This is a genomic window from Streptococcus sp. NLAE-zl-C503 (assembly GCF_900104285.1).
In the GTDB taxonomy this organism is placed as follows: Bacteria; Bacillota; Bacilli; order Lactobacillales; family Streptococcaceae; genus Streptococcus.
The window spans coordinates 243,398-268,830 of record NZ_FNJT01000001.1 but is presented as its reverse complement, the minus strand read 5'-3'; the positions used below and the strand labels follow the sequence as shown (position 1 = coordinate 268,830).

29 protein-coding genes, 1 pseudogene and 1 other annotated feature are annotated in these 25,433 nt (G+C 40.9%); of the genes and pseudogenes, 1 reads left to right on the top strand and 29 read right to left on the bottom strand.

Annotated features, from left to right (window positions below; genetic code table 11):
• Positions 1-65: 65 nt before the first annotated feature.
• The 21 genes and pseudogenes from BLS46_RS01300 to BLS46_RS01200 all read right to left on the bottom strand — a co-directional run bounded on the left by BLS46_RS01300 (position 66) and on the right by BLS46_RS01200 (position 17,621).
• Positions 66-506, bottom strand: coding sequence for an ASCH domain-containing protein (locus BLS46_RS01300; protein ID WP_093584975.1), 441 nt, complete (start codon positions 504-506; stop codon positions 66-68).
• Positions 503-1,351, bottom strand: a complete 849-nt coding sequence (locus BLS46_RS01295) for a putative PEP-binding protein (RefSeq protein ID WP_125415119.1) — start codon at positions 1,349-1,351, stop codon at positions 503-505. Before BLS46_RS01295 ends, BLS46_RS01300 begins: the two co-directional genes overlap by 4 nt.
• Before the next feature lie 41 nt (positions 1,352-1,392).
• Positions 1,393-2,122, bottom strand: a pseudogene (locus BLS46_RS01290) (GNAT family N-acetyltransferase).
• Between the two features lie 7 nt (positions 2,123-2,129).
• A complete protein-coding gene (locus BLS46_RS01285) occupies positions 2,130-2,609 on the bottom strand; it encodes an NUDIX hydrolase (protein WP_093584972.1) in 480 nt (159 codons plus the stop codon).
• Positions 2,610-2,618: 9 nt separating this feature from the next.
• Positions 2,619-3,317, bottom strand: coding sequence for a 3-oxoacyl-ACP reductase (locus tag BLS46_RS01280; protein WP_093584969.1), 699 nt, complete (start codon positions 3,315-3,317; stop codon positions 2,619-2,621).
• Positions 3,310-3,546: a DUF2829 domain-containing protein gene (locus BLS46_RS01275; RefSeq protein WP_045591612.1), complete on the bottom strand. Its 237-nt coding sequence runs from the start codon at positions 3,544-3,546 to the stop codon at positions 3,310-3,312. The genes BLS46_RS01280 and BLS46_RS01275 overlap by 8 nt, the downstream gene beginning before the upstream one ends.
• A gap of 99 nt (positions 3,547-3,645) precedes the next feature.
• Positions 3,646-4,572, bottom strand: coding sequence for an aldo/keto reductase (locus BLS46_RS01270; RefSeq protein ID WP_093584966.1), 927 nt, complete (start codon positions 4,570-4,572; stop codon positions 3,646-3,648).
• A gap of 98 nt (positions 4,573-4,670) precedes the next feature.
• Positions 4,671-5,714, bottom strand: coding sequence for a DNA/RNA non-specific endonuclease (locus BLS46_RS01265; protein WP_093584962.1), 1,044 nt, complete (start codon positions 5,712-5,714; stop codon positions 4,671-4,673).
• 171 nt (positions 5,715-5,885) lie between these two features.
• Positions 5,886-7,895 carry a glucosaminidase domain-containing protein gene (locus tag BLS46_RS01260; RefSeq protein WP_093584958.1) on the bottom strand — a complete coding sequence of 670 codons (2,010 nt, stop codon included), beginning with the start codon at positions 7,893-7,895 and terminating at the stop codon, positions 5,886-5,888.
• A 131-nt stretch (positions 7,896-8,026) separates the two neighbouring features.
• Positions 8,027-9,013: a dihydroorotate dehydrogenase gene (locus BLS46_RS01255; protein WP_180364029.1), complete on the bottom strand. Its 987-nt coding sequence runs from the start codon at positions 9,011-9,013 to the stop codon at positions 8,027-8,029.
• Positions 8,976-9,776, bottom strand: coding sequence for a dihydroorotate dehydrogenase electron transfer subunit (locus BLS46_RS01250; protein WP_093584952.1), 801 nt, complete (start codon positions 9,774-9,776; stop codon positions 8,976-8,978). Before BLS46_RS01250 ends, BLS46_RS01255 begins: the two co-directional genes overlap by 38 nt.
• A gap of 247 nt (positions 9,777-10,023) precedes the next feature.
• Positions 10,024-10,404, bottom strand: coding sequence for a lactoylglutathione lyase (locus tag BLS46_RS01245; RefSeq protein ID WP_061416641.1), 381 nt, complete (start codon positions 10,402-10,404; stop codon positions 10,024-10,026).
• Positions 10,405-10,462: 58 nt separating this feature from the next.
• Complete coding sequence (gene rplT / locus BLS46_RS01240) at positions 10,463-10,822, bottom strand: 50S ribosomal protein L20 (protein WP_000124830.1); 360 nt, start codon at positions 10,820-10,822, stop codon at positions 10,463-10,465.
• 51 nt (positions 10,823-10,873) lie between these two features.
• A complete protein-coding gene (rpmI, locus tag BLS46_RS01235; protein ID WP_001125942.1) occupies positions 10,874-11,074 on the bottom strand; it encodes a 50S ribosomal protein L35 in 201 nt (66 codons plus the stop codon).
• A gap of 32 nt (positions 11,075-11,106) precedes the next feature.
• Entirely contained in the window at positions 11,107-11,637 is a 531-nt protein-coding gene (gene infC / locus BLS46_RS01230; RefSeq protein WP_000848184.1) for a translation initiation factor IF-3, read from the bottom strand.
• Between the two features lie 15 nt (positions 11,638-11,652).
• Positions 11,653-11,784 (bottom strand) — a sequence feature (ribosomal protein L20 leader region).
• A gap of 157 nt (positions 11,785-11,941) precedes the next feature.
• Positions 11,942-13,126: a hypothetical protein gene (locus BLS46_RS01225; RefSeq protein WP_093584949.1), complete on the bottom strand. Its 1,185-nt coding sequence runs from the start codon at positions 13,124-13,126 to the stop codon at positions 11,942-11,944.
• Positions 13,123-13,716 carry an ATP-binding cassette domain-containing protein gene (locus tag BLS46_RS01220; protein ID WP_093584946.1) on the bottom strand — a complete coding sequence of 198 codons (594 nt, stop codon included), beginning with the start codon at positions 13,714-13,716 and terminating at the stop codon, positions 13,123-13,125. The genes BLS46_RS01225 and BLS46_RS01220 overlap by 4 nt, the downstream gene beginning before the upstream one ends.
• A 43-nt stretch (positions 13,717-13,759) precedes the next feature.
• Positions 13,760-13,900 carry a hypothetical protein gene (locus BLS46_RS09865; RefSeq protein WP_180364028.1) on the bottom strand — a complete coding sequence of 47 codons (141 nt, stop codon included), beginning with the start codon at positions 13,898-13,900 and terminating at the stop codon, positions 13,760-13,762.
• 211 nt (positions 13,901-14,111) lie between these two features.
• Positions 14,112-16,352: a DNA internalization-related competence protein ComEC/Rec2 gene (locus BLS46_RS01210; protein ID WP_093584940.1), complete on the bottom strand. Its 2,241-nt coding sequence runs from the start codon at positions 16,350-16,352 to the stop codon at positions 14,112-14,114.
• The gene (locus BLS46_RS01205) at positions 16,336-16,986 is read right to left on the bottom strand and encodes a helix-hairpin-helix domain-containing protein (RefSeq protein WP_093584937.1); all 651 of its coding nucleotides are present in this window, start codon (positions 16,984-16,986) and stop codon (positions 16,336-16,338) included. The genes BLS46_RS01210 and BLS46_RS01205 overlap by 17 nt, the downstream gene beginning before the upstream one ends.
• A gap of 65 nt (positions 16,987-17,051) precedes the next feature.
• Positions 17,052-17,621: a GNAT family N-acetyltransferase gene (locus BLS46_RS01200; RefSeq protein ID WP_093584934.1), complete on the bottom strand. Its 570-nt coding sequence runs from the start codon at positions 17,619-17,621 to the stop codon at positions 17,052-17,054.
• A gap of 179 nt (positions 17,622-17,800) precedes the next feature.
• Here BLS46_RS01200 and ald point away from each other — a divergent pair, with 179 nt between their 5' ends.
• Complete coding sequence (ald, locus tag BLS46_RS01195; protein WP_093584931.1) at positions 17,801-18,913, top strand: alanine dehydrogenase; 1,113 nt, start codon at positions 17,801-17,803, stop codon at positions 18,911-18,913.
• A gap of 57 nt (positions 18,914-18,970) precedes the next feature.
• Here the strand turns inward: ald and BLS46_RS01190 are convergent, their stop codons facing one another.
• The 8 genes from BLS46_RS01190 to BLS46_RS01155 all read right to left on the bottom strand — a co-directional run.
• Positions 18,971-19,957, bottom strand: coding sequence for a PhoH family protein (locus BLS46_RS01190; RefSeq protein WP_093584928.1), 987 nt, complete (start codon positions 19,955-19,957; stop codon positions 18,971-18,973).
• Between the two features lie 80 nt (positions 19,958-20,037).
• A complete protein-coding gene (locus BLS46_RS01185) occupies positions 20,038-20,253 on the bottom strand; it encodes a YozE family protein (protein ID WP_001232085.1) in 216 nt (71 codons plus the stop codon).
• Complete coding sequence (locus tag BLS46_RS01180) at positions 20,250-20,855, bottom strand: GrpB family protein (protein WP_093584925.1); 606 nt, start codon at positions 20,853-20,855, stop codon at positions 20,250-20,252. The genes BLS46_RS01185 and BLS46_RS01180 overlap by 4 nt, the downstream gene beginning before the upstream one ends.
• 11 nt (positions 20,856-20,866) lie before the next feature.
• Positions 20,867-21,721, bottom strand: a complete 855-nt coding sequence (gene cvfB, locus BLS46_RS01175; RefSeq protein WP_093584922.1) for an RNA-binding virulence regulatory protein CvfB — start codon at positions 21,719-21,721, stop codon at positions 20,867-20,869.
• Positions 21,722-21,780: 59 nt separating this feature from the next.
• On the bottom strand, positions 21,781-22,338 hold the full coding sequence (gene frr / locus BLS46_RS01170; RefSeq protein ID WP_093584919.1) for a ribosome recycling factor: 558 nt from the start codon (positions 22,336-22,338) through the stop codon (positions 21,781-21,783).
• A gap of 8 nt (positions 22,339-22,346) precedes the next feature.
• Complete coding sequence (pyrH, locus tag BLS46_RS01165) at positions 22,347-23,084, bottom strand: UMP kinase (protein WP_000002990.1); 738 nt, start codon at positions 23,082-23,084, stop codon at positions 22,347-22,349.
• Positions 23,085-23,167: 83 nt separating this feature from the next.
• Positions 23,168-24,502: a methylenetetrahydrofolate--tRNA-(uracil(54)-C(5))-methyltransferase (FADH(2)-oxidizing) TrmFO gene (gene trmFO, locus BLS46_RS01160; protein WP_093584916.1), complete on the bottom strand. Its 1,335-nt coding sequence runs from the start codon at positions 24,500-24,502 to the stop codon at positions 23,168-23,170.
• A 253-nt stretch (positions 24,503-24,755) separates the two neighbouring features.
• The coding region (locus tag BLS46_RS01155; RefSeq protein ID WP_257365823.1) for an LPXTG cell wall anchor domain-containing protein at positions 24,756-25,433 on the bottom strand (678 nt) is incomplete at its 5' end.

The following is a 25,433-nucleotide window of genomic DNA, read 5'->3' as shown; positions in this document are numbered from 1 at the left end:
ATCATGTTTTGCTTAAGAAAAAAGGATTGGACGGTGATTTCCAAAACTTTCTTCCTCCTAGCGGTCTACAGTGGGTAGACCTTGCGAAATTCTTCTAAAACAACCTTGCTGTCAGGTGTAAAAGTCAGTCCAGCCTCCCTCAACCACTCAGTGAAAAATTCCTCATGAACCTGACGCCAATAGGCCAGAGATTTGTCTCCTTCCCCTTCCTTATAGGCATGGTTGGCTGACACTTGATGAAAAGGCTGAACGGAAACCTTTGTAATTTCGATAATACAGACAGCCCGATCTTGGCTATCTAAAATGATGTCAAAGGTCCCTTCTTGTGGTAGAGATTCGCCTTCTAATGCGTAGAGATCGTAGGCTGAGGCGGTTGCTGTCTTTTCGCCTTTTAAAACCAAATCTGCCAAGAGATCGGCATCTACTCCAAAAGCCCAGGCATCTATCTCATCGCCGATAGAGGGGTTGATTTGCTTGTATGCTTTCCACATTTCTTGCGGTGTCATAGGTTACTCCTTTGTAATTTTTTACTTACTTCTTTTACACGTTTGAGGTGGTCTGGATGGTCAATCTCTAAATTAAAAATCTCTGGAATAGAACTGTAGTGGATAATGCACTTGATACCCAACTGATTCATTTTTTCTATGAAAGAAGCATTCAGATAGCCTGCTACAGCAAAGTCAATCTTTTTTATCCTTGCTTTATTCTGCATATCTCTTAGCATATCTAACATTATTGGACTTTCCACATCATGCCATTGACTGTTTCTCACAGTTGCAAAAACAAAAGAAGTCAAATCATTCATTCCAACTATAATCTTTGAAATACCAGTTTCCATTATCCTGTCCAAGTCAAAATAAGCTGACGGTAATTCAACCATTGTGCCGATTTTCCCAGTAAAACCATGCTCACGCAATACTGTAATAGCTTGCTTTAACTGCTCAGCATCATTCACAAAAGGAAAAATAACAGACAGATTGGGATTGGTTTGATAAACTTTTGTAACGACACGTGCCTCAGCCTGAAATTCATTCGGACACGCCAATAAACGCCTAGTTCCTCTATATCCAAATAAGGGATGATTTTCATCAAAATACTCTTTAGTCCCCTTTAGATAATTAGCTTCTGTATTCGTTAATTCTGAAAAACGATACCAGACCTCCTCATCTGAGTATAGGGAACAGATAGTATCTAGATAATCTTTTATAAATTGCTGACAACTTGGTAACAGGATGTTTTGGTTAAGCTCTCTCAACAAGTATTCCCCACGAATCATACCGACGTGGTGCAATAACTGAGGATAAACTTTTTTAATAATTTTTTCTCCACTAAGAGCCAGTTGGTTTTGCATGTCCATTCACCTCGTCTTAAAAGATACAATATCAGATATTATTATATAAAACTTTCTTCCAGTTCAAAAGCTTCATAAGGTTCAACTAACTCATATCCTAAAAATTCTGCTACTTTTTTGGAAGCCTCGTTATGAGCATCCCAAAGAGGAAACATATCTCTATTTAAACTCTCTAGAATCATTGCAGCACCAAGCTTTTTAGCAAAGCCATTTCCTTGTTCGTTTGGTCTAGTTGCAACTTCCACTTCAACTGCTCCACGGTAAACTAACCCTGAGGAAATCCCAGCAATCAGTTCATTATTTTTAAGAACCACAAAGCCAAATCCACCTTTTAAAGCAAAATCCTGATAGGACTCAAAATCTCCCTTTAAATCTTGTGACCATTCTTCCTCAGAAAAGCAGGTATAAATATGATTATCAATAGGCACAATATTGTAACCTTCCTCTAAATGACTAACTAGATCATTTAGAAATTCAACTTGAAAATTTGTCTTATCTTTAAAAGAATAGCGAGTAAAAGAATTTAGCCCCACTTTCCGATGCAGAAAATCTTGCCAATTGGTATTTTCTGAAATAATAATCTTATAATCTAAACCATATTTTCTAACAAAAATCTTCCCAAAATCTGGAATCCAACTTCCCTGCTAGGTATAGAAAATTCCCAACATCATAAAAACTTGTTGTCCTATCACTGTTTCGGTAGACAGTTCCGATTTGGGATTTAAGACCATAGAGAACCATATTTTTCTTCCATGTTTTAAATAGTTCCATTATCCCCCTACTTCACCTTCCAATTTCTATAGCTTGTCATATCTAATTCTGGAAATCCTAGTAACTCTGCCTTAACCTGCAACACTAAAGGAGAAGCATTATCGGCAGTAATTTCTTCCAAATTCAACCAAAGTGCATTTGCTGAATCATTACTTCCATCAAGAACTTCATGAGGAAGTGATTTTTGATAGCGTTCGAAATCAAGTACTATATCATAAAATGCCATGATATGGTGTACTGCAAAGTCTTGCCCATCTTCTTGAACCAGCACATCATAAATCCTAGGATTAGCGTAACCTTTAAGCTTATATCCTGTCTCTTCCAGAACTTCTCTCTTAAGGGTTTCTGTCAGCCCTTCACCTACTTCCTGGCTACCACCAGGTAGATCAAAACGATGTCGATAAGGACCTCTCGTTTTCTCAATGCAGAGTAACTTCCCATTTTCAAAGCAAACGCCATAAACACCAAAGTGATTTTTGATTTCCATCAGATTCCCCTACTTCAAACTCCAGCCACCATCCACTGTCAGGATTTGTCCTTGCATGGCAGATGCCTGACCGCTAGCCAAGAAAAGGCTAACTTGAGCAATCTCACTTGGTTCAATCCAACGCTTGATAGGCGTTTCACTAGCTACCCAGTCCGCCAATCCACCTAGTTCAAAGTCTGCAGCAGTCATACCTGTCTTGACTGCTCCGGGAGAAATCCCAAAGACCTGAATCCCAGCTTCTGCATAGTCTAGAGCCAACTGCTTGGTAAAGCCAGCCAAGGCATGCTTAGAGGAAGTATAGGCGTGACCACCTCCACCAGCTAGACTTGAGGCAATCGAACACATATTGATGATGATTCCCTTTTTACTTTCCAGCATTTGCGTCAAATAATGTCGTGTCATCTCAACTGGAGTCACATAGTTGATTTCAAAGATTTCTTGAATTTCCTGCGCTGTCTGTTCCAAAAGTGGTTTGTAAGCATCCAAAACTCCAGCAGTATTGCACAAAACATCCACCTGAGGGCACCAGTCAAAAATTGGCTCCAAGTCAAGAGTTAAATCTCTCTGTAAAAAGTGGAAATCACCATCTAAAACTGGATTTTCTCCTTGATCCACACCATAAACTTGATAACCCTTCTCTAAAAAGAGGCGAGCTTGAGCTAGACCAATTCCTGAACTCACTCCCGTGATCAATACACGTCTAGTCATGCACTTCTACCCAATCCGTCGCCAAAACATCACATGGTGTCGGGCTCCACATGGAAAAACCTTCTCCTTCTCCAAACACGTTGATTAGGAAATAAGGTGTCACTTCAAGGGCAACCCCGTTTTGCTCGATAGTGTCAAAAAGTTGGACATAGTTTTCAGCACCTCCCCAACCAGTACGTACGTATTTTTTCTTAGCCTTTAATCCAGGCAGGATCTCTTCAAATGTCATGTTTTTCTCCTTTAATATCAATAATTCTCCCCTTCATTATAACAAAAAAACCGCTTTACAACGGCTTTTTGACTGTGATTTATTTAAATCTGCTTCTACTTACGGCAAATTATTCCCTGCTGCAAGATAAATTTCATACCATTCTTTTCTTGTTAAGCTAAAGTTTGCCGCTTGGCTAACTTCTCTCAAATGCTTAGGATTTGTTGTACCTACGACTGCCTGCATTTTTGCTGGATAACGCAATATCCAAGAAATGGCAATAGTTGAAGGGGTTACTCCATATTTAAAAGCTAGACGATCAAGTACTTGATTCAAAGCTTGAAATTTCTCATTACCAACAAAGTTCCCTTTAAAATACCCGAATTGTAAGACAGACCATGCTTGAATGACCACATCGTGTAATTTGCAATATTCAAAAACGCTGCCATCTCGCATAGTTGCTTGACTATCTTCCATATTAACATGAAAACCTGATTCGAATCCTGGAGTAAAAGCCGCACTCAATTGTAGTTGATTAACAGCTAACGGCTGCTTGACATCTTTTTTAAGCAACTCCATCATCATAGGATTTTGATTAGAAACTCCAAAATCTCGGACCTTACCTTGTTTATAAAGAAGATCAAAGGCTTCTGCTACTTGGTCAGATTCCATCAAAGCATCTGGTCGATGAAGAAGCAAGCTATCTAGATGATCAATCTTCAATCTTTGCAAAATTCCGTCAACTGATTTTATAATATAGTCCTTAGAAAAATCAAAATAGGTAAATTCTTCAATGCGAATGCCACATTTGGACTGAATCCACATCTTTTCTCTTAAATCTGAACGATTTTTTAGGACAATACCTAACAGTTCTTCACAACGACCACGACCATAAATATCAGCCAAGTCAAAAGCATTGATTCCAACAGAAAGTGCTGTTTCTACAAGCTCTTCAACTTCTTTTACAGACTTATCTTTTATTCTCATCATTCCGAGAACAATTTCTGATAATTCTTTGTCATCTTGACCAAGAGTTATGTATCTCATCAAGTTTTTCTCCTTTAATGCTAAATTCTTCATTTAATTAATTATAACAAAAAACCGTTTTCCAACGGCTTTTTGACTGTATATCTACTAAATTCTTCCTACCACTGCAATCCCGCTTCTCTAATTTCTTTCTTAGAAGCAAATTTACCATTTGGTCTGTGCCATCTTCCGTTTTTATCTCTAAAGTAGCCACCTGAATTAGTTGATTGCGAGTTTGATTCTTGGCTTTCTTCCTTTTCTTGTGCGGCCTGACGTGCTTTTTCCTGTTCTTCTTCTTTTGCTTTCTTTTCAGCTGCTTCTTTTTCTTCAGCCTCTTTCTTGGCTTTTTCCTCAGCTTCCTTCTTGGCCTTTTCTTCAGCTTCTTTTTTAGCTTTTTCTTCTTTGTTTTCAACTGTATTTTTAGCCGTACCGTCCAAGTAATTGATTTCCGCATTAGCTGAAACATTGTCTAAAACGACATGCGTCACAGAATACTGATCAATCTTTTCCTTACTACCACCCAACTTGATTTCCAAGAGTTTGCCATTTTCATCAATTCCCACATACTGCAATTCAATTTGTCTCGGAATCAATTCATCTTTCTGATAGATTGGGGTCACCTTGTAGTCAAGATAGTAGTTCGGATGATTGGCCAACCAAGAGTCCAATCGATTTTCGTAATAAAGCATGCTTTCTTGATTTGTGTTATCTGTACCATAATATGTACCAGCATTGAGCCAGTTAGTCATAGGAACCAAGTTTTTCTTTTCATCGTTCAATCCGCTAAACTGGTACCCAATCAAATGACCACGATTCATCAACCAAGCCTTTTTAGAGCCATCTCCATAATAAAAATTATAATTGTGCCAACCAACTGGGTTATAACTTATCTTAGGCTCTCTCTTCTCAGTTGGTTCATCGCTGTCCTTGAGTTGAATATGAGCACCCGTCGCGCGTGATTTAGAATCCAATTCCCCAAGTTCTAGTTGCTTTTCATTTTTAAAAGGCAAGAGTCCAGCTTCTTTAAATAACTTTTCATCGAACTTAATTTGCTTCTGTTCAATTTTTTCTTCTGGAACCTTTGATTCTACCTTATGTCCAGAACATGCAACTAGTGTTGTAATCGAAAGCAAGGCAATTGAGAAGGATAGTAACTTTTTCATGAAAGTCTCCTTTGTTTTCATATAGTAATTAGATTAACATCTCCTCTTTCATTCTACTATCATTTTGTTAATTATTCAAGAATAAAGAGGCCGTTATTATACTATTTTTCTTCCAATGTCCAAAACAAAAACGATAACCACTTTTCAGTAGTTACCGTTGATTTCTTTTGATTAGTCTTTCCCACCAAGTTTGCTGTTAATGGTCATCATGATGCTGGCTATTTTCTCACCCCAGTATGGATCAGAAGCATAGCGAACATTCATTCCTGTCGCTTTGTTTCCAAGGTGGTCTCTGCCATAGTCAATGTAATTTTCACGAATCCACTTGGCCGCTCCGAGAATTCCCTTGTCCACATCGTCAAATTTTTTGGCTGAGGCATATGGGCTCGAATCATAAGCCGCAATTCCAAAGAAGTTATTCTTATCCTTGGCAATCTGGCTCCGCCCCCAAGCACTCTCAAGTGCACTATGAGCCATTAGGTAAAGAGCATTTACACCATATCGTTCCTCAGCTTCCTTAAAAACAGCTCCCTTACCAGCGAGGCGACTATCCCGAATATTCATCAAAGAATAAATTTTATCCAATTCAGCTGCGCTGTAATTACTTGGTTTAGTTAAATTTCTAAAGAGGAAGGGATTTTCAATGGTGAAACCATCAAAATGAATTCCATCAGTTGAATAATATTTCTTACCAATAGTCATAGCTGAGCTATGTGGCGCAACACGGAGACTTACATAAGGTGATAACTCATGGTAAAAATACTTGCCATCACTTGTATAATGAGGGACAAATTCACTATCTTTATCAATAGCTACTAAATCACTTTTATTCATGAAGCCGGATAAACCAGAAATATTGACTGGTATTTGACTATCTTTTTTAGATTGGGCATCTCCAAGCGAGACGATGGTTCCCTGTGATACATAACTCAATCTTTCACCAGAAGCACTATAAACATAAGCAGTAATCGGTTTTACTTTGTAATATTTTGCCTCTGAGATCCACTTCCCATTATTCTGAAAGGAATACTCTTTACCTTTGATCTTAAAAGTACCTGTTACATATCGACCATCATCTTTTAGATAGTACCAAGCATCGTAATCTTTGTCAAAAATCCATTCATTTTTGGCCATATAGCCACCAGATTTAAGGTAGTATGAGCCAATCCATTCACGGGAAGCGTAGGCCCCACCTGACTTCAAGTAGAACCAGCTATTGTAGGATTTATCAAAAATCCACTCTTTTTCCGCCATAGCGCCACTATCTTTCAGAAAGTAGTCACTTTTCCACTGGCTACTTGCCATCACACCATCGCTATTAAAATAGTACCATGTTCCTTTGATTTTTTCCCATTTATTGCGAGAAATCTTGCCCGAAGCTGTTGCATAGTACCACTTGTCAGATATTTTTACCCAATCATTTTCTGCCATTGCGCCACTACCTTGGAAGAGATAGTCATTATAGATGGTGCGACTAAGCATGACACCATCTTTATCAAAGTAATACCAAGAACCTTCAATCTTTTCCCACTTATTGCGAGAAATCTTGCCCGAAGCTGTTGCATAGTACCACTTGTCAGATATTTTTACCCAATCATTTTCTGCCATTGCGCCACTACCTTGGAAGAGATAGTCATTATAGATGGTGCGACTAAGCATGATTCCGTTTTTATCAAAATAGTACCAGCTACCTTCAATATTTTCCCATTTGTCGCGAGAAATCTTTCCCGAAGCTGTAGCATAGTACCACTTGTCAGATATTTTCACCCAAACATTTTCTGCCATAGTACCGTTACCTTTGATAAGGTAACCATCAACTATAGTATTGCTGAGCATAATACCGTTTTTGTCAAAGTAATACCAAGTACCACTAATTTTTTTCCAGTTTACGACAGGCTGGTTATTTTCATAAAAACGCCAGTTTCCTTGCTCTTTTTTCCAACCTTCCTTAATAACTTCCTCTTTTTTTTCCTTTTTGGAAGGATTTTCCTCTTTTACAGCTGGCTCTTTCTTCGCCTCGACTTTAGGAACTTCTTTCTTGGGAGCAGCTTCCTCTTTTTTCTCGACTACATCTGTGGTCTGAGTTTTTTTCGTAACCTGAGATTCTTCAGCATGTACAGATGTCTTTGCAAATCCTGCCATAGAAAGAACAACAGTACTTGCAAGTAGTATCTTCTTCATTTTATTCTCCTCAGTAGAAAACTATCTACACTATTACTATTTTATAAAACCTATTGTAACATAGTTGACTAACGAAAATATTACAAATTGATGAAGATTCTATGTCTTGTTGACGATAAGGAAGACCTAGTTTATCTCAGACTGGCTTTAACTTCTCGACGGAGATCTTCCAAACTGCTAATGCCATATTTGTCCATGACTTTTGGCAGATGTTCGATGATATCAGGACAAGCATAAGGGTTGGTAAAATTGGCTGTTCCAACACCAATAGCAGATGCTCCTGCCAAATACATTTCTAGGGCTGCTTCAGCCGAATCCACTCCCCCCATTCCAATGATGGGAAGGCCTGTTGTTTGGGCGACTTGGCGGATGAGTTTGAGGGCTACTGGAAAGACTGCTGGACCTGACATTCCACCTGTTCCATTGGCTAGGATTGGTTTTCTAGTTTTGAGGTCAAAGCGCATACCAACAAGGGTATTGATCATGGTTAAGCCACTTGCTCCTGCATCTTCTGCGGCTTTGGCAATGGTGACAACATCCGTCACACTAGGGGTTAACTTGACATAAACTGGCACATGGGAAGCTTCCACAGCTGCCTTTACCACTTCATAAGCCAAGTCAGGATCTTGCCCAATCAAAAGTCCATGATTGCCGTGATCCACATTCGGACAAGAGATATTGAGCTCGATAGCTTTTACATTTGTAGCCTTGGAAATTCCTCGAGAAACAGCAGCGTACTCTTGTTTTGAAAAGCCTGCAACATTTGCGATGATAGGAAGATTTGGGTATTCTCTTTCCAACCAAGGCAACTTTTCAGCTAAAACAGCTTCTAAACCAGGATTTTGCAAGCCGATTGCATTGAGCATACCAGCAGTTGTTTCTGCCACCCTAGGAGTAGGATTGCCAAAACGGGGTTCAAGTGTCGTCGCCTTGATCATAATAGAGCCTAAAAGGTCTAAATCATAATACTTGGCATATTCTTGACCAAAACCAAAACAGCCTGATGCTGGTATGATAGGATTTTTCAAGTCCAAGCCTGGTAGAGAAACTTGTAAGCGATTTGTAGTCATGACTTTCTCCTTATAATACAACTGTTCCTGTGCGGAAAACAGGGCCATCTTCACAGACGCGTTGACTGACAGTCTCACTATCTGGAACTTTTAGGACGCAGGCATAGCAAGCCCCCATCCCACAAGCCATACGAGATTCCAGAGATAGGTAGGCTCTTGGATGATCATAAAATCTTTGATTGATGTACTTCATCATTCCCGGAGCCCCACATGAGTAAACAGCATCAAATTGACCGTCTAAATCATTGATGACGACTGACACATTTCCCTTGATGCCATACGAACCATCATCTGTCGTTACAAAGACCTGACCATATTGGGACAATTCGGTTTCGAGAATAACAGCATCCTTGTTGGCAAAACCGAGGACTGTCACTACTTTCACCCCACGCGCATGCAATTCCTTGGCTACCTCGAGCAAGGGTGGAACACCAATCCCACCACCAACGAGGAGAACTCGGTTCTGGTCGTCCAAGTCAGACAAGTCAAAACCATTTCCCTGAGGCCCCATCACATCAAGAGTATCACCCTGACTTAATGTTGAAAAAATGGCGGTCCCAGCACCCTCAATCCGATAAATGAGATGACACTGCTTCTTATCCTTATTGATAGACGAAATTGAAATAGGACGGCGCAAGAGATGGGCATCATCAGGCACGCGCAGATGTAGAAATTGACCTGCTCGCATGGTTTCAACCATCTCCCCTTCTAGGACTAATTCAAAGATTGCTGGCGCAATTTCCTCTTGTGCGACCACCTTCATGGTTTCCAAACGAATGGCACCCAAACGCTTCTTACATGTGGGATTCATGACTTTTCCTCCTTAAATTTTAAGGGGACCAGATAAAGAAAAGGCCTTGCTAATGCAAGGCCTCAGTTGGGTTAGGCTAGAACTCATGCGCACACTTAAAAAGTCCCCACAGAGAACCCCCTATCCCTTTTATCTGACACCTTGTGAGTCTCTCTGGACTCCCCTTAAAGGTTAAATTTGTATTAGTATACTCTTTCAAAGTAAAAAAGTCAAGTAGAAAACGAACATTCTACTTGACTGTACGGGATTATTTTTCACGAATGACTTCAACCTTGTAGCCATCAGGATCCTTGACAAAGTAATAGTTTGGTGGGGTTCCTGGTAGGCCTTTTGGCTCTGTAACCTCATAGCCTTTCGCGCTATGTTCTTGATGAAGTGCTTCAAGGTCAGGTGTACTGAGGGCGATATGGGCGAATCCATCTCCTACCACGTAAGGGCCGTGGTCATAGTTATAGGTCAATTCCAACTCGTAGTCGTCACCATCAAGTCCTAGATAGACAATGGTGAAGGCATAATCTGGAAAATCCTTGCGACGTAATTCTTTAAAACCAAAAGCGTCTTGATAAAATGCGATTGATTTTTCAAGGTTTTCTACTCGCAAGCAAGTGTGTAGCATTTTTGAAGCCATAGCTTTCTCCTTTATTTCTAAAAAGACTGGGACAATTCTGTTCCAGTCTTATCAATTATTATTTACCAAGTTTTGCTTTAGCTGCATCTGCAAGAGCTGTGAAAGCTGCTGCATCGTTAACAGCCAAGTCAGCAAGCATTTTACGGTTAACTTCGATTTCAGCCAATTTCAAACCATGCATCAATTGTGAGTATGAAAGTCCGTTCAAACGAGCTGCCGCATTGATACGAGTGATCCACAATTTACGGAAGTCACGTTTTTTCTGACGACGGTCACGGTATGCATAATAGTAAGAGTTCATTACTTGTTCTTTTGCAGTACGGAACAAGATGTGTTTAGCTCCATAGTAACCTTTTGCTAATTTAAGAATACGTTTACGACGTTTGCGTGATACAACGCCACCTTTAACACGTGCCATGTTTTATTTCCTCCAAATATTTCCTAGAATTGTTTACTTACTATTAGGCTATTATTTCAAGCGAGTAAGCATTGCTTTGATACGTTTGAAATCTCCTGAATGCACCATAGATGCTTTACGAAGATGACGACGTTGTTTCTTAGTTTTTCCGTGGAAACGGTGAGAAGTGTAAGCACGGAAACGTTTAAGTCCACCAGAACCTGTACGTTTGAAACGTTTAGCTGATGCGCGGTGTGTTTTTTGTTTTGGCATGATTTTTTCTCCTTTATTTAACTTTCTGACAATTATTTTTTGTCAGTTGCTGGCGCCAACTGCATGAACATTTGGCGTCCATCCATCTTAGCTCGTTGTTCGATGATCGCAATATCTTGTGTTGCTTCAGCAAACTCGGCTAAAACTTTTGCACCAATCTCTTTATGGGTGATCATACGCCCTTTAAAGCGAATAGATACCTTAACTTTATTTCCTTTTTCAAGGAATTTACGTGCATTGCGAAGTTTTGTGTCAAAGTCTCCCTTGTCAATAGTTGGACTCAGACGAACTTCTTTCACAGTAACAACACTTTGTTTTTTACGTTGTTCTTTTTGCTTTTTCTGGTACTCAAATTTGAACTTGCCGTAGTCCATAATTTTAGCAACAGGCGGTTTGGCTTGGGGTTGAATCAATACTAAGTCAACATTTGCACTATCAGCCAATGCTTGCGCTTCACTGAGTGGCTTGATGCCTAGCTGTTCTCCCTCAAGACCGATCAAGCGAACTTCACGTACACGAATTTCATCATTGATGAATAAGTCTTGCTTTGCTATGGTTTTCACCTCTTTTTTATTATTAGAGAAAAACAAGAGCGGGCTCGTAATAATACAAGCCCGCACGTTATGATAGCGTTTCTTAGAAACTTTTCATCCGTAGGGCCAGGCAACTTGATGTCACAAGGCGAGAAGCTCTCACTTCTGCTTTTCTCAACTTTTATATGATACCAAGTTTTCTATCCCTTGTCAAGATAAAAAGTTATTTTTTAAAAAAACTTTCTGTTTTCTTCTTGATGTCCGCATCAAAAAGAGAGAACCTAGTTGGTTCCCTCCCTGTGTTAGTTTTTTCCTCACCTTCAGTATAGAAACGCTAAGACCTATTAAAAACTTCCTTTTTACGTGAACTTCCCAATCTTTCGATAAATAGAATCCCCGCTAACAAAAGGATAATCAGGCAAGGAAGTAAGACTAGCCCCATGCTCCAATTTAGATTGACATTATCAATTTGCTTAGGTAATCTTCCAGATAAAATCTCCACTGAACGCAAGTAAGTAAAGGGAATCAGATGTGCAATCCTTTGAAGAGGCTGGATCGTTTGGATACCAAACAACAAGCCAACAATCCCAATGAGGGAAAGAAAGAGGACAGGCATTTTTTGCTTGAAAAAGTAAGCAATCAAGTAGACGACTTCCACAATGACGATAAAGGCTAAGAAAGCTAAGAGCAAGCTAGGAAATAACACATCTTGTATCTTCCCAATAGTTACCTCTTGATTGGTTAAGCTATAGAACGGGTAGGGATAGTCTAACTGTCCAAAACCACTTATCAGACTTCCCACTAGAAAAGAAAATCCACAGATTCCGATAAACAGCACGGTTACATAACTCACCCCAACTCCAAGAGAGGACATGGCAAATGTCACTTTTGAAAAAGGATATAACTGAGCTGTATCGAGATTATTTTGATATCTTTCTGCGAACAGTTGTGTTAGCATAAAAATAATACCAATCACAAATAAGGTTGGGATGATAACCTCTAAAATCCAGACAATCTGATCAATCCCGTGGGTCGGAAACTCCAAAGTATGTGCTTTTATGTTCAGGGGATACAGGGCTTGATAAATCTTCCGTTGGCGGTCAACCGCCATTTTAAAGTCAGAGCTAGAAGTCGGTTGCTTCGATACAATTTCATAACTCTTTTCCTCAGCTTGCCACTGCAAATAGTAGGCTTCTTTCCAGCGTCCTTCTTTTAACAAAGCCAGAATTTCTTTCTTTTGAGTCAAAAGATTTTTTTGCGATTCTAAATTAATTTTAGCAATCTGGTATTCCTCCGAGTTGGTATCAGATATTTGGGAGAGTTTCTCTTCATATTCATTGATGACTCTCTCATTTTTTACAAGACGGGTTTCCAACTCGCTCTCCAAGCTGACGGAGTTTGCAGTCTGACTATTAAGATAAAAGGTAACACCGAGTCCAGATACAAATAAAGCTAAGATAATCCAGTTTAAGCGACTTTTGAAAACTTTTTTTAATAAAAATAGGCTAATATCTTTCATAACGGAACCTCTTCTATCTGCCCCTGATGAATGGTTACCATGCTATCGCAAATCTCCACTAACTCCTCTTTGTAGTGGGAACTCAAAAGAACCAGCTGTTCTTTTCTATTGATTTGTGCCAGTCTATCAAAAAACTTCTGTCGATAATACTCGTCTAAGCCATTTGTAATCTCATCCATGAGCCAGCATTTCGCCTGACTAAGGAAATACATAGCAATCACCAAGCGTTGCTTCATCCCTAAGGAATACTTGCGGATGGGAAGGTTGATATAGTCAGACATTTCCCAATAGGCGATTTCGTCCCCCAAGTTTAGATCTGACTTCCAGATGTTTTTTATGAGACGAAGGTAGTCCATCCCACTTAAGTTTCCATCCAGCCATTCAACGCTCTCATAATAAAACAAAGAAGGAGAGGCTGCGATATGTCCACTACTAAGGGGAAGCAGCTTGCTAATAGCTCGGAACAGTGTCGTCTTTCCAGAGCCATTGATAGCAAGAAGGCCATAAATCCTACCTTTTTTAAAGGTGAAATCAACATCTTGCAAGATGACTTGTCGCGTTTTTAAGGTAACATGAGTAAGAGTTATCATATCCAGCCCTCCTTTTTCTAACTCTTTAACGATTAATAGTATTTTATGACCTCATAACGATCGTAATTCCAGCCAGAATCAACTTTATATTCATCGTAGCTGTCATAACGAGACCATGACGGAATCCAAGCATATTGATGGTTGTGATAGTTGGTACTATATCCCCCAACAGTGTTCCAATCATACCGATAACTCTTAGTGACTGTCACAGCAGATACACTGGACTGAAAAAGACCAATAGAGAACAAACTAGCTAATAAAACGACTTTTTCTGATTTTTCATGTTTTCATTGCATTTATATCATTACTCTTGAAAGCACTCTCATTATATCGTTTTTCTCGGTATTATGCAACAGATTTTTAGTTTATTTCACTAATATATAACATTTTTCTTCCTAACGAACGCTTTCAATTCGCCAACTATTCCATCCTTTAAAGCGAATAGCTCCGTTCTGGTCTGTTCGGTAAACTTTGCTATTGATACCTTCCAGTCGGGTCAGGGTTTCCTGATGGGGGAGTTTAGCACGATTGTTCTTTCCAACTGAGATGAGTGTAATTTCTGGTTTGAGTTTTTCTAGGAAAACTGGATTTGATGATGCTTTAGAACCATGTTGACCGACTTTCAAGACATCTACTTTCAAGTCTGGATAGTGCTTCATCAACTCCTTCTCTCCTTTTTCATCCAAATTTCCTGTGAAGAGAAAGTGCTTATCCAAAAGTCTCCCATAAAGAACCAGGGAATCATCACGATCCCCATATCCAATCTTCCTTGGAGATAGGACTTCTAAGTAACCGCCAAAAATCGGTAAATTCTCCCCTGCTGTCACACTGCGCACCTTGGTTTGGCTTGCTTCTAGTTCTGCCACAAATTCCTTCTGTGTCAAACTTCCTTTTGATACTAAAATCTCTCCGACATGGAAAGCCTTGGTCACCTCCAACAAATCTCCAACATGTTCCTTGTCTGTGTTGGTCAAAACAAGCTGGTCAATCTTGGCTACTCCTCGACTTTTAAGATAAGGAATTAAAGTTCGCTGGGCATTGCTGGTTGTCGACTTTTCTTGCCAATCCTCAACTTTCTTATTAGATTCTGCCTTGCCTCCTACATCTATGAGAATGGTTTTACCTGTTACATCCCATAGGAAAATACTTTCCCCCTGTCCAACATCCAGCATGGTGATTTCATTTTCCAGCGGATGCTTGGTCAAGAAAAAGAGACCCACGACAAACAAGCCTAGTATTGCTAGTCTTTTGACATTTTTCCTAAAGTCATAGACCAAGGCCAATGAAACTAAGAGAAGAATCAAAAGCCATGCGCTGGGTTGTCCAAAGACTAATGGCCTACTTGCCATCTGCGATACCAAGCGAATGATGCTCTCCAACCATTCAAAGACAAGGTTAAGCTGAGTGACCGGATAAACAAAAGACAGAATGAATAAGATAGACAAAAGCGGTAAGAAGACCAAGTCAAAAAGAAAGGAAAAGACAAAGGTCAAAAGGATAGACCAAGGTTGAAATTCTGCAAAATAAAAGGAAAGAATGGGCAATATTCCCAAGGAAATGACAAGACTTTCTCTGGCAACAGCCTTGAGCCCCTCCCCTTCTTTGCTTGTCATAGTCAAGATAAAAGCGTAGGCACAGGACAAGACACCTCCTGCCGTCAGGAAAAAGTTGGGCATGATGATAAAGAGGACAAGAACCGTCAAGGCAAAATTGTCCAAGCCCTTAACACCATGTTGGGCTAGTAACTTTTGCAAAAGACTGCGAATGACTGAAGCTGAAAACCCTGTCAGACCTGCATAGATAAGAGAAAAAGGATAGGTCAGCCATTGCAACTTTTCTTGGGTCAAGCCCAATCGCAAAAGGAGTTTCTTAAAGGCATCCATGAAAAAGCCCACCTGCATACCCGACAAGGCAAAGAGATGGATAATTCCAAGACTGGAATAGAGCTCATTCATCTCCTCAAAGTCCGTGTCCAAATGTCCCAGCAAGAGCCCCGTCATGTAGTTACGCATAGGGTCGGGAAAATGGCTCTTAATCCAAACAATAGCCTTTCTACGTAGACTCGATAGGTTTTCACCTATATCCCAACTGTTAATCTTTTTAAGTGACTGGATGCTCTTGATAGTCAGTATCTGGTAAATTCCCTGAGTCTTCAGATAGGCTTGGTAGTCAAATCCACCAAAATTTCTCTGTCCTTCTGGCTCGGAAAGTTTTCCTTCTAGTTCAATCTCATGAAGATCTGTTAAGGCCTGAAAGTGCTCTTTCTCCTCCTCGGACTGGAGTTTATAGTAAATTTGGAAGGTACGGCCGTCAGCCTTGCCCCGAAATGACAGACTATCTCCATTAACCTTAATGGTATCTGGTAAAATCCTCACCTTTTCAACATAAGCGACTAAGTCTTGACTAGCTTGACTCTGCTGCCAAGTTTGAAACAAAAACCAGAAGCCAAAGAAGCCACAAAGCGCTAAAACTTTGCCAGCAGATTTCCAAGGAAATTGGAAAAAGAGGCAGACCAGCAAAAAAACAAAACCTAGCAGTGCGAGATAGGACGCTCCAAAAATAGCATAGTAAAGCCAAAGCAACAAAAAGCTCAGATAGATTAGGGGGATAGGGAAGTTCTTAATCCACGGTAACATAATCTTTTAGCTTTTCTATAGTCTTAGCCCCAATGCCAGAGACTTTCTTGAGTTCATCTACCGACTTGAATTTGCCATTTGCCTCACGATGGTCGATAATGTCCTGAGCTCGTTTTCCTCCCAAGCCTTTGACCTGTTTGAGTTCTTCCAGACTGGCTTTGTTGAGGTTGACTTTCTTATCTTTACTTGTCGAAGCAGTCGTTCCAGAACCAGTCTGCTGACTCACTGCTTCTTCTCCCTTACTCGGGACGTAGACCAGAGCCTCGTCACTAACTTTCTGAGCTAGATTGAGCGACTTGCTATCTGCTTCCTCTGTCAAGCCACCAGCTTTCTGAACGGCATCATGAATCCGACTCCCTACTGGCAAATCATAAATCCCTGGCGATTTGACAGCACCTTTTACATCCACTGTGATCTGATCTTGTTCCAGAGGCTCTTCCTTTTCCTCCTTTTTCACTTCTTTTTCTGTAGATGAATCCTTTGAAACAGCTGCAACTTCAGCCTGCAAATTTGTTTCTGTGACGGGTTTTTGTGTAGATGGCTTTAGCAGGAGAAATCCGCCCAGGGCCAAACCCAAACAAGCACAGATGACAATGATTTTATACTCTTTTATTTTCTCGATAATTGCTTCCATATTTTCTCCTCTCTTAAGTTATTCGCAAGAGGAAGAAAAAACAGCTGAAAAATCTTTTCAACTGCTTATTTATTTGCAAAATAGTCTTCCTTGGTCAAGACATAATGAACTCTTGTAACGATTCGTCCTTCTTCATGCTGGTCCATACAAGCATATGGTTCTGCATGTGAAAAACGCATGCCTGATTTCTCCATGACCTTTCCAGATGCAGGATTGTCCTTATCGTGAAGGGCGGTCAACTTATTCATTCCAATTTTCTCAAAAGCTAGCTCAATCACAGCACGATTGGCTTCTGTCGTTAATCCTTGATTCCAATACTTTTTATTGATAATGTAGCCAATAGACGCCTTCTTAAGAACAGGATCAATCTTGTGCAAATCAATGGTTCCAATAAACTGACCATTGCTTTTTAATTCTATTCCCCACCGTCCCAAGGGATTGGCCAAGTAGAACTGAGCAATATTATTTTGAGTTTCTTCCAAGCTTTGATTGGTTGGAAAAGTGTAACGCGTATTTTCTCTGTCTGAGGCATACTCAAACATAGCTTCCGCATCATCCAAGGTTACAGGTCGGAGCAATAAACGCTCCGTTTCTATAGATGGATACTGGGCAAATTTCACAAATATTGATTCCATACACACTTCCCCCTATTTACAAGTATTTTCCTACTAGCTTATCAAAAAAAGCTCATCAAAGCAAAAGTTTTTCTTGATTTTCGAAACAGATTTATATAAAATAAAAACATCACGATAATCGGGTTTCTCTGTGATGTTTGATTTTAAAGACCCGAATTTAGAAAATGGAGTAAACCTATATGTTAATCGGAATTCCAAAAGAAATTAAAAATAATGAAAACCGTGTCGCCCTCACACCTGCTGGTGTCCATAGCTTAGTTTCTCGTGGACATCGTGTCCTCATCGAAACAAATGCTGGTCTCGGTTCAGGATTTACTGATGCAGACTATCAAAAGCAAGGAGCTGAGATTGTCGCTACTGCTGACGAAGCTTGGGCAGCTGAGTTAGTCGTGAAAGTAAAGGAACCACTAGCTTCTGAATATGGCTACTTGCGCGACGACCTTCTCCTCTTCACCTACTTGCACATGGCCGCTGCTCCAGAATTAGCAGATGCTATGTTAGCAGCAAAAACAACAGGAATTGCCTATGAAACTGTCCGTGACAGCCAAGGTCACCTGCCACTCCTCGTTCCTATGAGTGAAGTTGCTGGTCGTATGGCGGTTCAAATCGGAGCTCACTTCCTTACCAAACAAGCTGGTGGCTCTGGTGTCCTACTTGGTGGCGTACCGGGTGTTCCAAAAGGAAAAGTAACCATCATCGGTGGTGGTGTCGTCGGTACACATGCTGCCCGCATCGCCCTTGGTCTTGGTGCTCAAGTGACTATTTTAGATATCAGTGCTAAGCGTCTCTCGGTTCTAGAAGAAGTCTTTGGGAACCAAATCCAAACTCTTATGTCAAATTCTTTCAACATTGAAGCAAGTGTGAGAGATGCTGATGTGGTTATTGGAGCGGTTCTCATCCCTGGTGCCAAAGCACCGAAATTGGTGACAGATGAGATGGTCAAACAAATGCGTCCAGGCTCTGTCATCGTTGACGTTGCTGTTGACCAAGGTGGCGTCATCGAAACAGCTGACCGTGTGACCACGCACGATGAGCCTATTTATGAAAAACACGGTGTTCTCCACTATGCCGTTGCCAATATTCCTGGTGCGGTTGCTCGTACTTCAACCATCGCCCTAACCAATGTCACCCTTCCTTATATCGAGGCTTTGGCCGGGAAAGGATTTAAGAAAGCAATCTCTGAAGATGAAGGCTTACGTCAAGGTGTGACCACTTATCAAGGTTACTTAACTAGCCTACCAGTTGCCGAAGGACTCGATAAAGATCATACGTCTATCGACGAACTTGTTTAAAGTTAGACACTCATAAAAAAGCAAAAAGAGCAGTTCAGATGTGAACTGCTTTTTTTGCTATTCTGTTTCTTGGTTCTTCTCTTCATTTTTAACTGGAGCTGGTTCATAGGCTCGGATAATTTGAGCGACAACTGGATGGCGAACCACATCCTTAGCTGAAAAATGAACAAAGTCAATTTGATGAATGTTCTTGAGCTTTTCTTGAGCATCAATCAAACCTGATTTGACATTTCGCGGCAGGTCAATTTGGCTGATATCTCCATTGACAATCATCTTAGAATTAAAACCTAAACGAGTCAGGAACATCTTCATCTGCATGATGGTCGTATTTTGCGCCTCATCCAGAATGACAAAGGCATCGTCCAAGGTCCGACCACGCATGTAGGCAAGGGGAGCGATTTCGATAATTTCACGCTCCATGAGACGAGTCGTCTGGTCTTTCCCCAGAATCTGATACAAGGCATCATAAACTGGTCGAAGGTAAGGATCCACCTTCTCTTTGAGATCACCCGGAAGAAATCCTAGACTCTCACCTGCTTCCACTGCTGGACGAGTTAGGATAATTCGCTTGACCTGCCCACGTTTAAGAGCTGTCACTGCCAAGGTCACTGCAAGAAAGGTCTTCCCTGTCCCTGCTGGCCCAATTCCAAAGGTCACATCGTGCTGTTTGACACTATCCACATAAAGTTTTTGACCCAGTGTTTTGACACGGATAGGCTTCCCAGTATTATCCTTGATGATTTCTTCTTCGTAAAGGGCGACAAACTTGTCGATTTCATCGTTTTTAACCATATTAATCGCTGTCACCACATCTGGCGTACCAACGGTCATTCCACGATTCACCAAGACCATCAAGGCTTGGATAACCTGACGAGCTTCCTTGCAAGCAGACTCTTCTCCCAAAACCTGGACAATCTCCGTACGGGCATGAATCACCACATCGAGCTCTTCTTCCATCAAACGAAGATGGCGCTCATTGGATCCAAAAAGATGAAACAGGTCATCCGGATGACTAAGTTGAATGTCTATTGAATGTTCCTTCAAATAAAGAACCTCTCTAATCCTTTTATTTCTTTTTATTATAGCAAAGAGAACAATAAAATACTAGCATCATCTCATTGTCTCTAGTGTTCTAAGTATTCTTGCCAGATAGAGTCAAAGTCTCCTAAGTTAAAAGAGAAACTGGCATGCTCCTCCAAAAAGCGACTCACCTCATCAAAATCATCTGTGTGTTTTGGAAAAGCCGACTCTTCAAAAGCGAGGTCTGCTAGGATGGCTTTGGGACTGTTACTTTTAGGATTGCGCTCGGTCATGAGCCATGTGTAAAATGATTTTCTCAATTTTTTCTCCTATCAAGACTTTTTGGATGACACTTTTCTGATTCTTGAAAATTCCTGGACTTAGCCTCTGATACATAGTGATTTATAAAATCTGTTTTCGCATCTGTATAGGCATCTCGATTATGTTCAAATTTTTTCCACAAACCTAGTTTTAATTCCTGATACGCTTGGGCGATATCTGGATGCTGACAGAGATAATCTCTAAAATAAATCTCGTCATGATCTCCCGTCATTCTCAAATGTAGATGAAAAATTTTCTCAGCAAATCCCTTCTCTGTATAGCCTTTATTTAGCGAAATCCTGTTAGGACTCTCCGACATCACTAGCCAACCATTCTTCACCAATAGATCCCTAACTCTTGCTAAATCCTCTATTCTACCTACTTCTAATAAAATATCAACGATGTTCTTAGCCCAAATATTAGGAATAGCAGTGCTACCGATATGTTCTATTCTTTTAATAAGATTTGCGCCCAATATTTTTTTCAGATTTGCTTTTTCCGATTCATACCAGTCTTTCCACTCTGACTTGTGCTCTACCAGAAAAATAGGAAAAAGTTGCCAGAGTTCCTCTAAACTCATTTCTTCAAGTTTCTTTTTCATGTCTATAAGGCTTAAATCAACTCTGTCCCAAACTGGTCCTGCTTAATTTTGTCAGCCTTCATCAAGCCACCGAGTGCTTTCTTGAACTGACCTTTAGAGATACCAAAGGTTGCTTTGATGTCCTCAGGGGATGACTTATCATTTAAGGTCATGAAACCGCCATTGCTTTCCAAGTAGGTCAAAATCATCTGGGCATCATTTTCCAACATTTCAAAAGAACGTGGTTTGAGGGATAGGTTCAAGGTACGGTCCACTTCACGGAAACCGATGACACGCGCATCTAGAACTTGGCCCAAACGTGGCTCTGCATAGCGCTCACTTGGGTGAATGAAACCAAGCATATTATTCTCTGGCAGATAGACAAAGGTCCCTGACAGCTTGAGACGGTAAACAATGGCTGGCCAGTTTTGGTTCTGCATGTTGTTGTAGGCAGGACGAGCCAGACGTTGGAAATCTTCTTGATAAGCCAAGAGTCCCCAGATTCGGTCTTTTTTGTCCACTTCAAGACGGATGTAGAGTTTGTCACCCTTCTTAGGCCAGAGTTCCTTGAGCTCAGGGAGGATATCGAGTGACACAACGATTTCTTTATCAGGTAGACCGGTATCGACAAAAACACCCAAGTCCTTACGAACTTCTGTTACCGTTCCCCACCCAAATTGGTCCTGAGTGGCAGTCACTTCTAAGGTTGTCAAACGTAGTTTTTGCTTCATATCCGTGTAGGCAAAACCTTTGACCGTATCCCCTACTGTATGCTGACCTTCTTCCTTAGCAAGGGCATAAGTTTGACCATCCTTTTGCACAAAGTAAAAACGGTCATTTTCATCGATGATGAGTCCAACGATAAAACTTGCAAGATTTGTATTCATATTTCCTTCTTTCGAATAAAACTCAGCCAGCAATGCCAACTGAGTTTTTCTGTTTATTTTTAGACTTCCAAAAGTTCTTTTTCCTTATTGGCAGTCATGTCGTCGATGTGTTTAACAGCATCGTCTGTTACTTTTTGAATATCTTTTTCAAGAGTCTTCAATTCGTCTTCAGTGATTTCTTTTGCTTTTTCTTGTTTTTTAGCTTCGTCCATAGCGTCGCGGCGGATGTTACGGACAGCCACTTTAGCATTTTCACCGACCTTCTTCACTTCTTTAGCAAGGTCACGACGAGTTTCTTCTGTAAGAGCTGGGATAACCAAGCGGATCACAGAGCCGTCGTTAGCTGGTGTAATACCAAGGTCTGAAGCGTTCAAGGCGCGTTCGATGTCTTTCAATGAAGACTTGTCAAATGGTGTTACCAACAAAACACGCGCTTCTGGAATAGTGATAGATGCGATTTGATTTAGTGGAGTTTCTACTCCATAGTATTCTACATGTATACGGTCTAGCAAGCTTGCATTGGCACGACCTGCACGGATACCTCCAAATTCACGTGCAAGTGAGTGGTGAGACTGAGTCATTCTCTCTTTCGCTTTTTCAATAATTGCGTTAGCCATAATCTTTCTTATTCCTTTTCTTCGATATTGTTTGAAACTGTTGTTCCGATATTTTCACCAAATACGACACGTTTGATGTTGCCTGGTTGGTTCATGTTGAAGACCACCAAGTCAATGTCGTTGTCCATAGAGAGAGTTGAAGCTGTTGAATCCATGATACGAAGACCTTTATTGATAACATCACGGTGAGTCAATTCTTCAAACTTAACGGCTGTCTTGTCTTTCTTAGGATCGGCATTGTAAACACCATCGACACCATTTTTAGCCATAAGAATGGCATCTGCTTCGATTTCAGCCGCACGAAGAGCTGCTGTTGTATCTGTTGAGAAGTAAGGTGAACCAATTCCGGCACCAAAGATAACGATTCGACCTTTTTCAAGATGACGAAGGGCACGTCCACGTACATAAGGCTCAGCCACTTGTTGCATAGAAATAGCTGTCTGCACACGCGTATCAACACCAACTTGTTGCAATGAATCTGCCATCACAAGAGCATTCATAACGGTCCCAAGCATTCCAGTGTAATCTGCCTGAACGCGGTCCATTCCTGCTTCTGCTGCAGGTTCACCACGCCAGAGATTTCCTCCACCAATAACAAGGGCAATTTCGATCCCTAGACTATGAACCTCTTGAATCTCTTTTGCGATTTTTTGAACTGTTTGGATATCAATCCCTACGCCACGTTCGCCTGCAAGGGCCTCACCTGATAACTTGATTAAAATACGTTTATACTTGGGGTTCGCCATTTTTACTCTCCTTTTTTCATCCTACCTATTTTATCACAATTTCTTAGATTTTTATAGTATCATGAGCAATTCTTTCAAAAAAATTAGACAGTCAAAAATTCCTCTAAGTCAGTAAGAGCACGCTCTGCAATTTTTTCATAACGAGCCTTCTTATCACGGATACGCTCGCCTTCTAACTCCTTGATAATCCCAAAATTGACATTCATTGGTTGGAAGTGTTTGCTGTCAGCATGAGTGATGTAATGAGCCAGACTTCCAATCGCTGTGGTCTCTGGGAAAATAGCCTCACTTTCTCCCTTGAAGAGTCGAGCCGCGTTAATACCCGCAACTAAGCCTGACGCTGCTGACTCGACATAGCCTTCCACACCCGTCATCTGGCCAGCAAAGAATAGATTTGGCTGTTTCTTAGAACGATAGGTCTGCTCAAGAAGATTTGGGGAATCCATGTAAGAATTTCTGTGCATGACACCATAACGGACGAACTCCGCATTTTCAAGACCTGGGATCATTTGGAAGACACGCTTTTGTTCTCCCCATTTAAGATGGGTCTGGAATCCAACGATATTGTAGAGACTACCAGCCGCATTGTCCTGACGGAGCTGGACAACTGCATAAGGTGTTTTGAATTCTCCATCACGAGGTCCTGTATAGTCGTCTGGATACTCAAGACCGACTGGCTTCATAGGACCATAAAGCATGGTTTTAATGCCACGCTTAGCCATGACTTCGATTGGCATACAACCCTCAAAGTACTTTTCTTTTTCAAAAGAATTGAGCGGTGCTTCTTCCGCATTGACCAAGGCTTCATGGAAATCCATAAATTCTTGCTTGGTCATGGGAGCGTTGAGATAGGCTGCTTCTCCCTTATCGTATCGAGACTTGAGATAGACCTTGCTCATATCAATGGTGTTGACATCGATGATAGGCGCTGCAGCATCATAGAAATAAAAACCGTCTCCGCCATTAAGAGCATGAATCTTCTCAGCTAGAGAGTCACTAGTCAAAGGACCAGTAGCGACAACCGTAATAACATCAGTCGGCAATTCTGTAATTTCATCACGAACCACTTCAATCAAGGGATGGTTGGCTACTTTTTCGGTCACCATTTGGGAGAAACCGTCTCTGTCCACTGCAAGGGCTCCACCAGCAGGAACTCGTGTTGCCTCAGCAGATTCCAAGATAACAGAACCCAAACGACGCATTTCTTCCTTGAGAAGCCCAACAGCATTTGTCAGAGCATCTCCACGCAAGGAATTGGAACAAACCAACTCAGCAAAATTGTCTGTTTTGTGCTGGGGCGTTGACTTGATGCCTCGCATTTCATAGAGTTTAACTGGAATACCACGCTCTGCGATTCGGTAGGCTGCTTCAGAACCAGCCAATCCCGCTCCGATAACATTGATATAAGATTGAGACATAAGACTTTTTTTACCATTATGGGAGAAAAATCCGTTCTTCCTTTTTCAGGCTTTTAGTAACAGCCTCCCATAAACTTTCTATAAATAATCACTCCTACTAGTATAACAAAAAAGGTAGACAGAAAGAACTAAAAAGGCCTATAGATTAAAAATAAGTCCACAAATAAACCCCAGATAGCCTAAGGCTATCTGGGGTTCTTGTTTCAATCGCTAGAATGGGAACAAGCATTCCATTTTAGACAGTTCCTGAAACTTAATCCTCTAGGTCCATTTCAGAAGCTGCTGATTTCTTCTTCTTGCCAAGAAGAGAGGCAGTTGCCAAGGCAGCTACTCCTAATCCAAGACCAGCAAATTGGTTACTTGCAGTTCCTGTATTTGGAAGTTTTCTACCGTTTGAACGTCCTGGTCCAGCAGGTTGTTGTGCAGGAGCTTGTGAGTGGTTCAATGCACTTGAGATTGAAGCACTGTCAGACAAGCTAGCTGAGGTGCTTGCGCTGTTGCTCAAGCTTGTGCTTGTTGAACCTGAACCACTACCTGAGTTGTTGCTTGCACTGATTGATGCAGAAATGCTGTCACTCAAGCTTGTGCTTGTTGAGACTGACTCACTTGCGCTGATTGATGCTGAAGTACTATCGCTCAATGACACACTTACTGATTTGCTGAGTGAAACTGATTCACTTGCACTTACAGATTCAAGGTAGCTAGGAAGGTTAAACTCTGGCTTAGATTCGCTTGTTGGCTCACCCTTACTATAGCTGAATGAGTTAGATTGTTGTGACGCACTTGTACTCAAACTACTTGAAACGCTATTGCTAAGTGATGTAGATGTGCTTACGCTGTTACTCAAGCTTACTGAAGTACTTGTTGAAACTGAAGTACTACTTGAGTTGTTGCTTGCTGATTCAGATGCACTGATTGAAGCAGATACGCT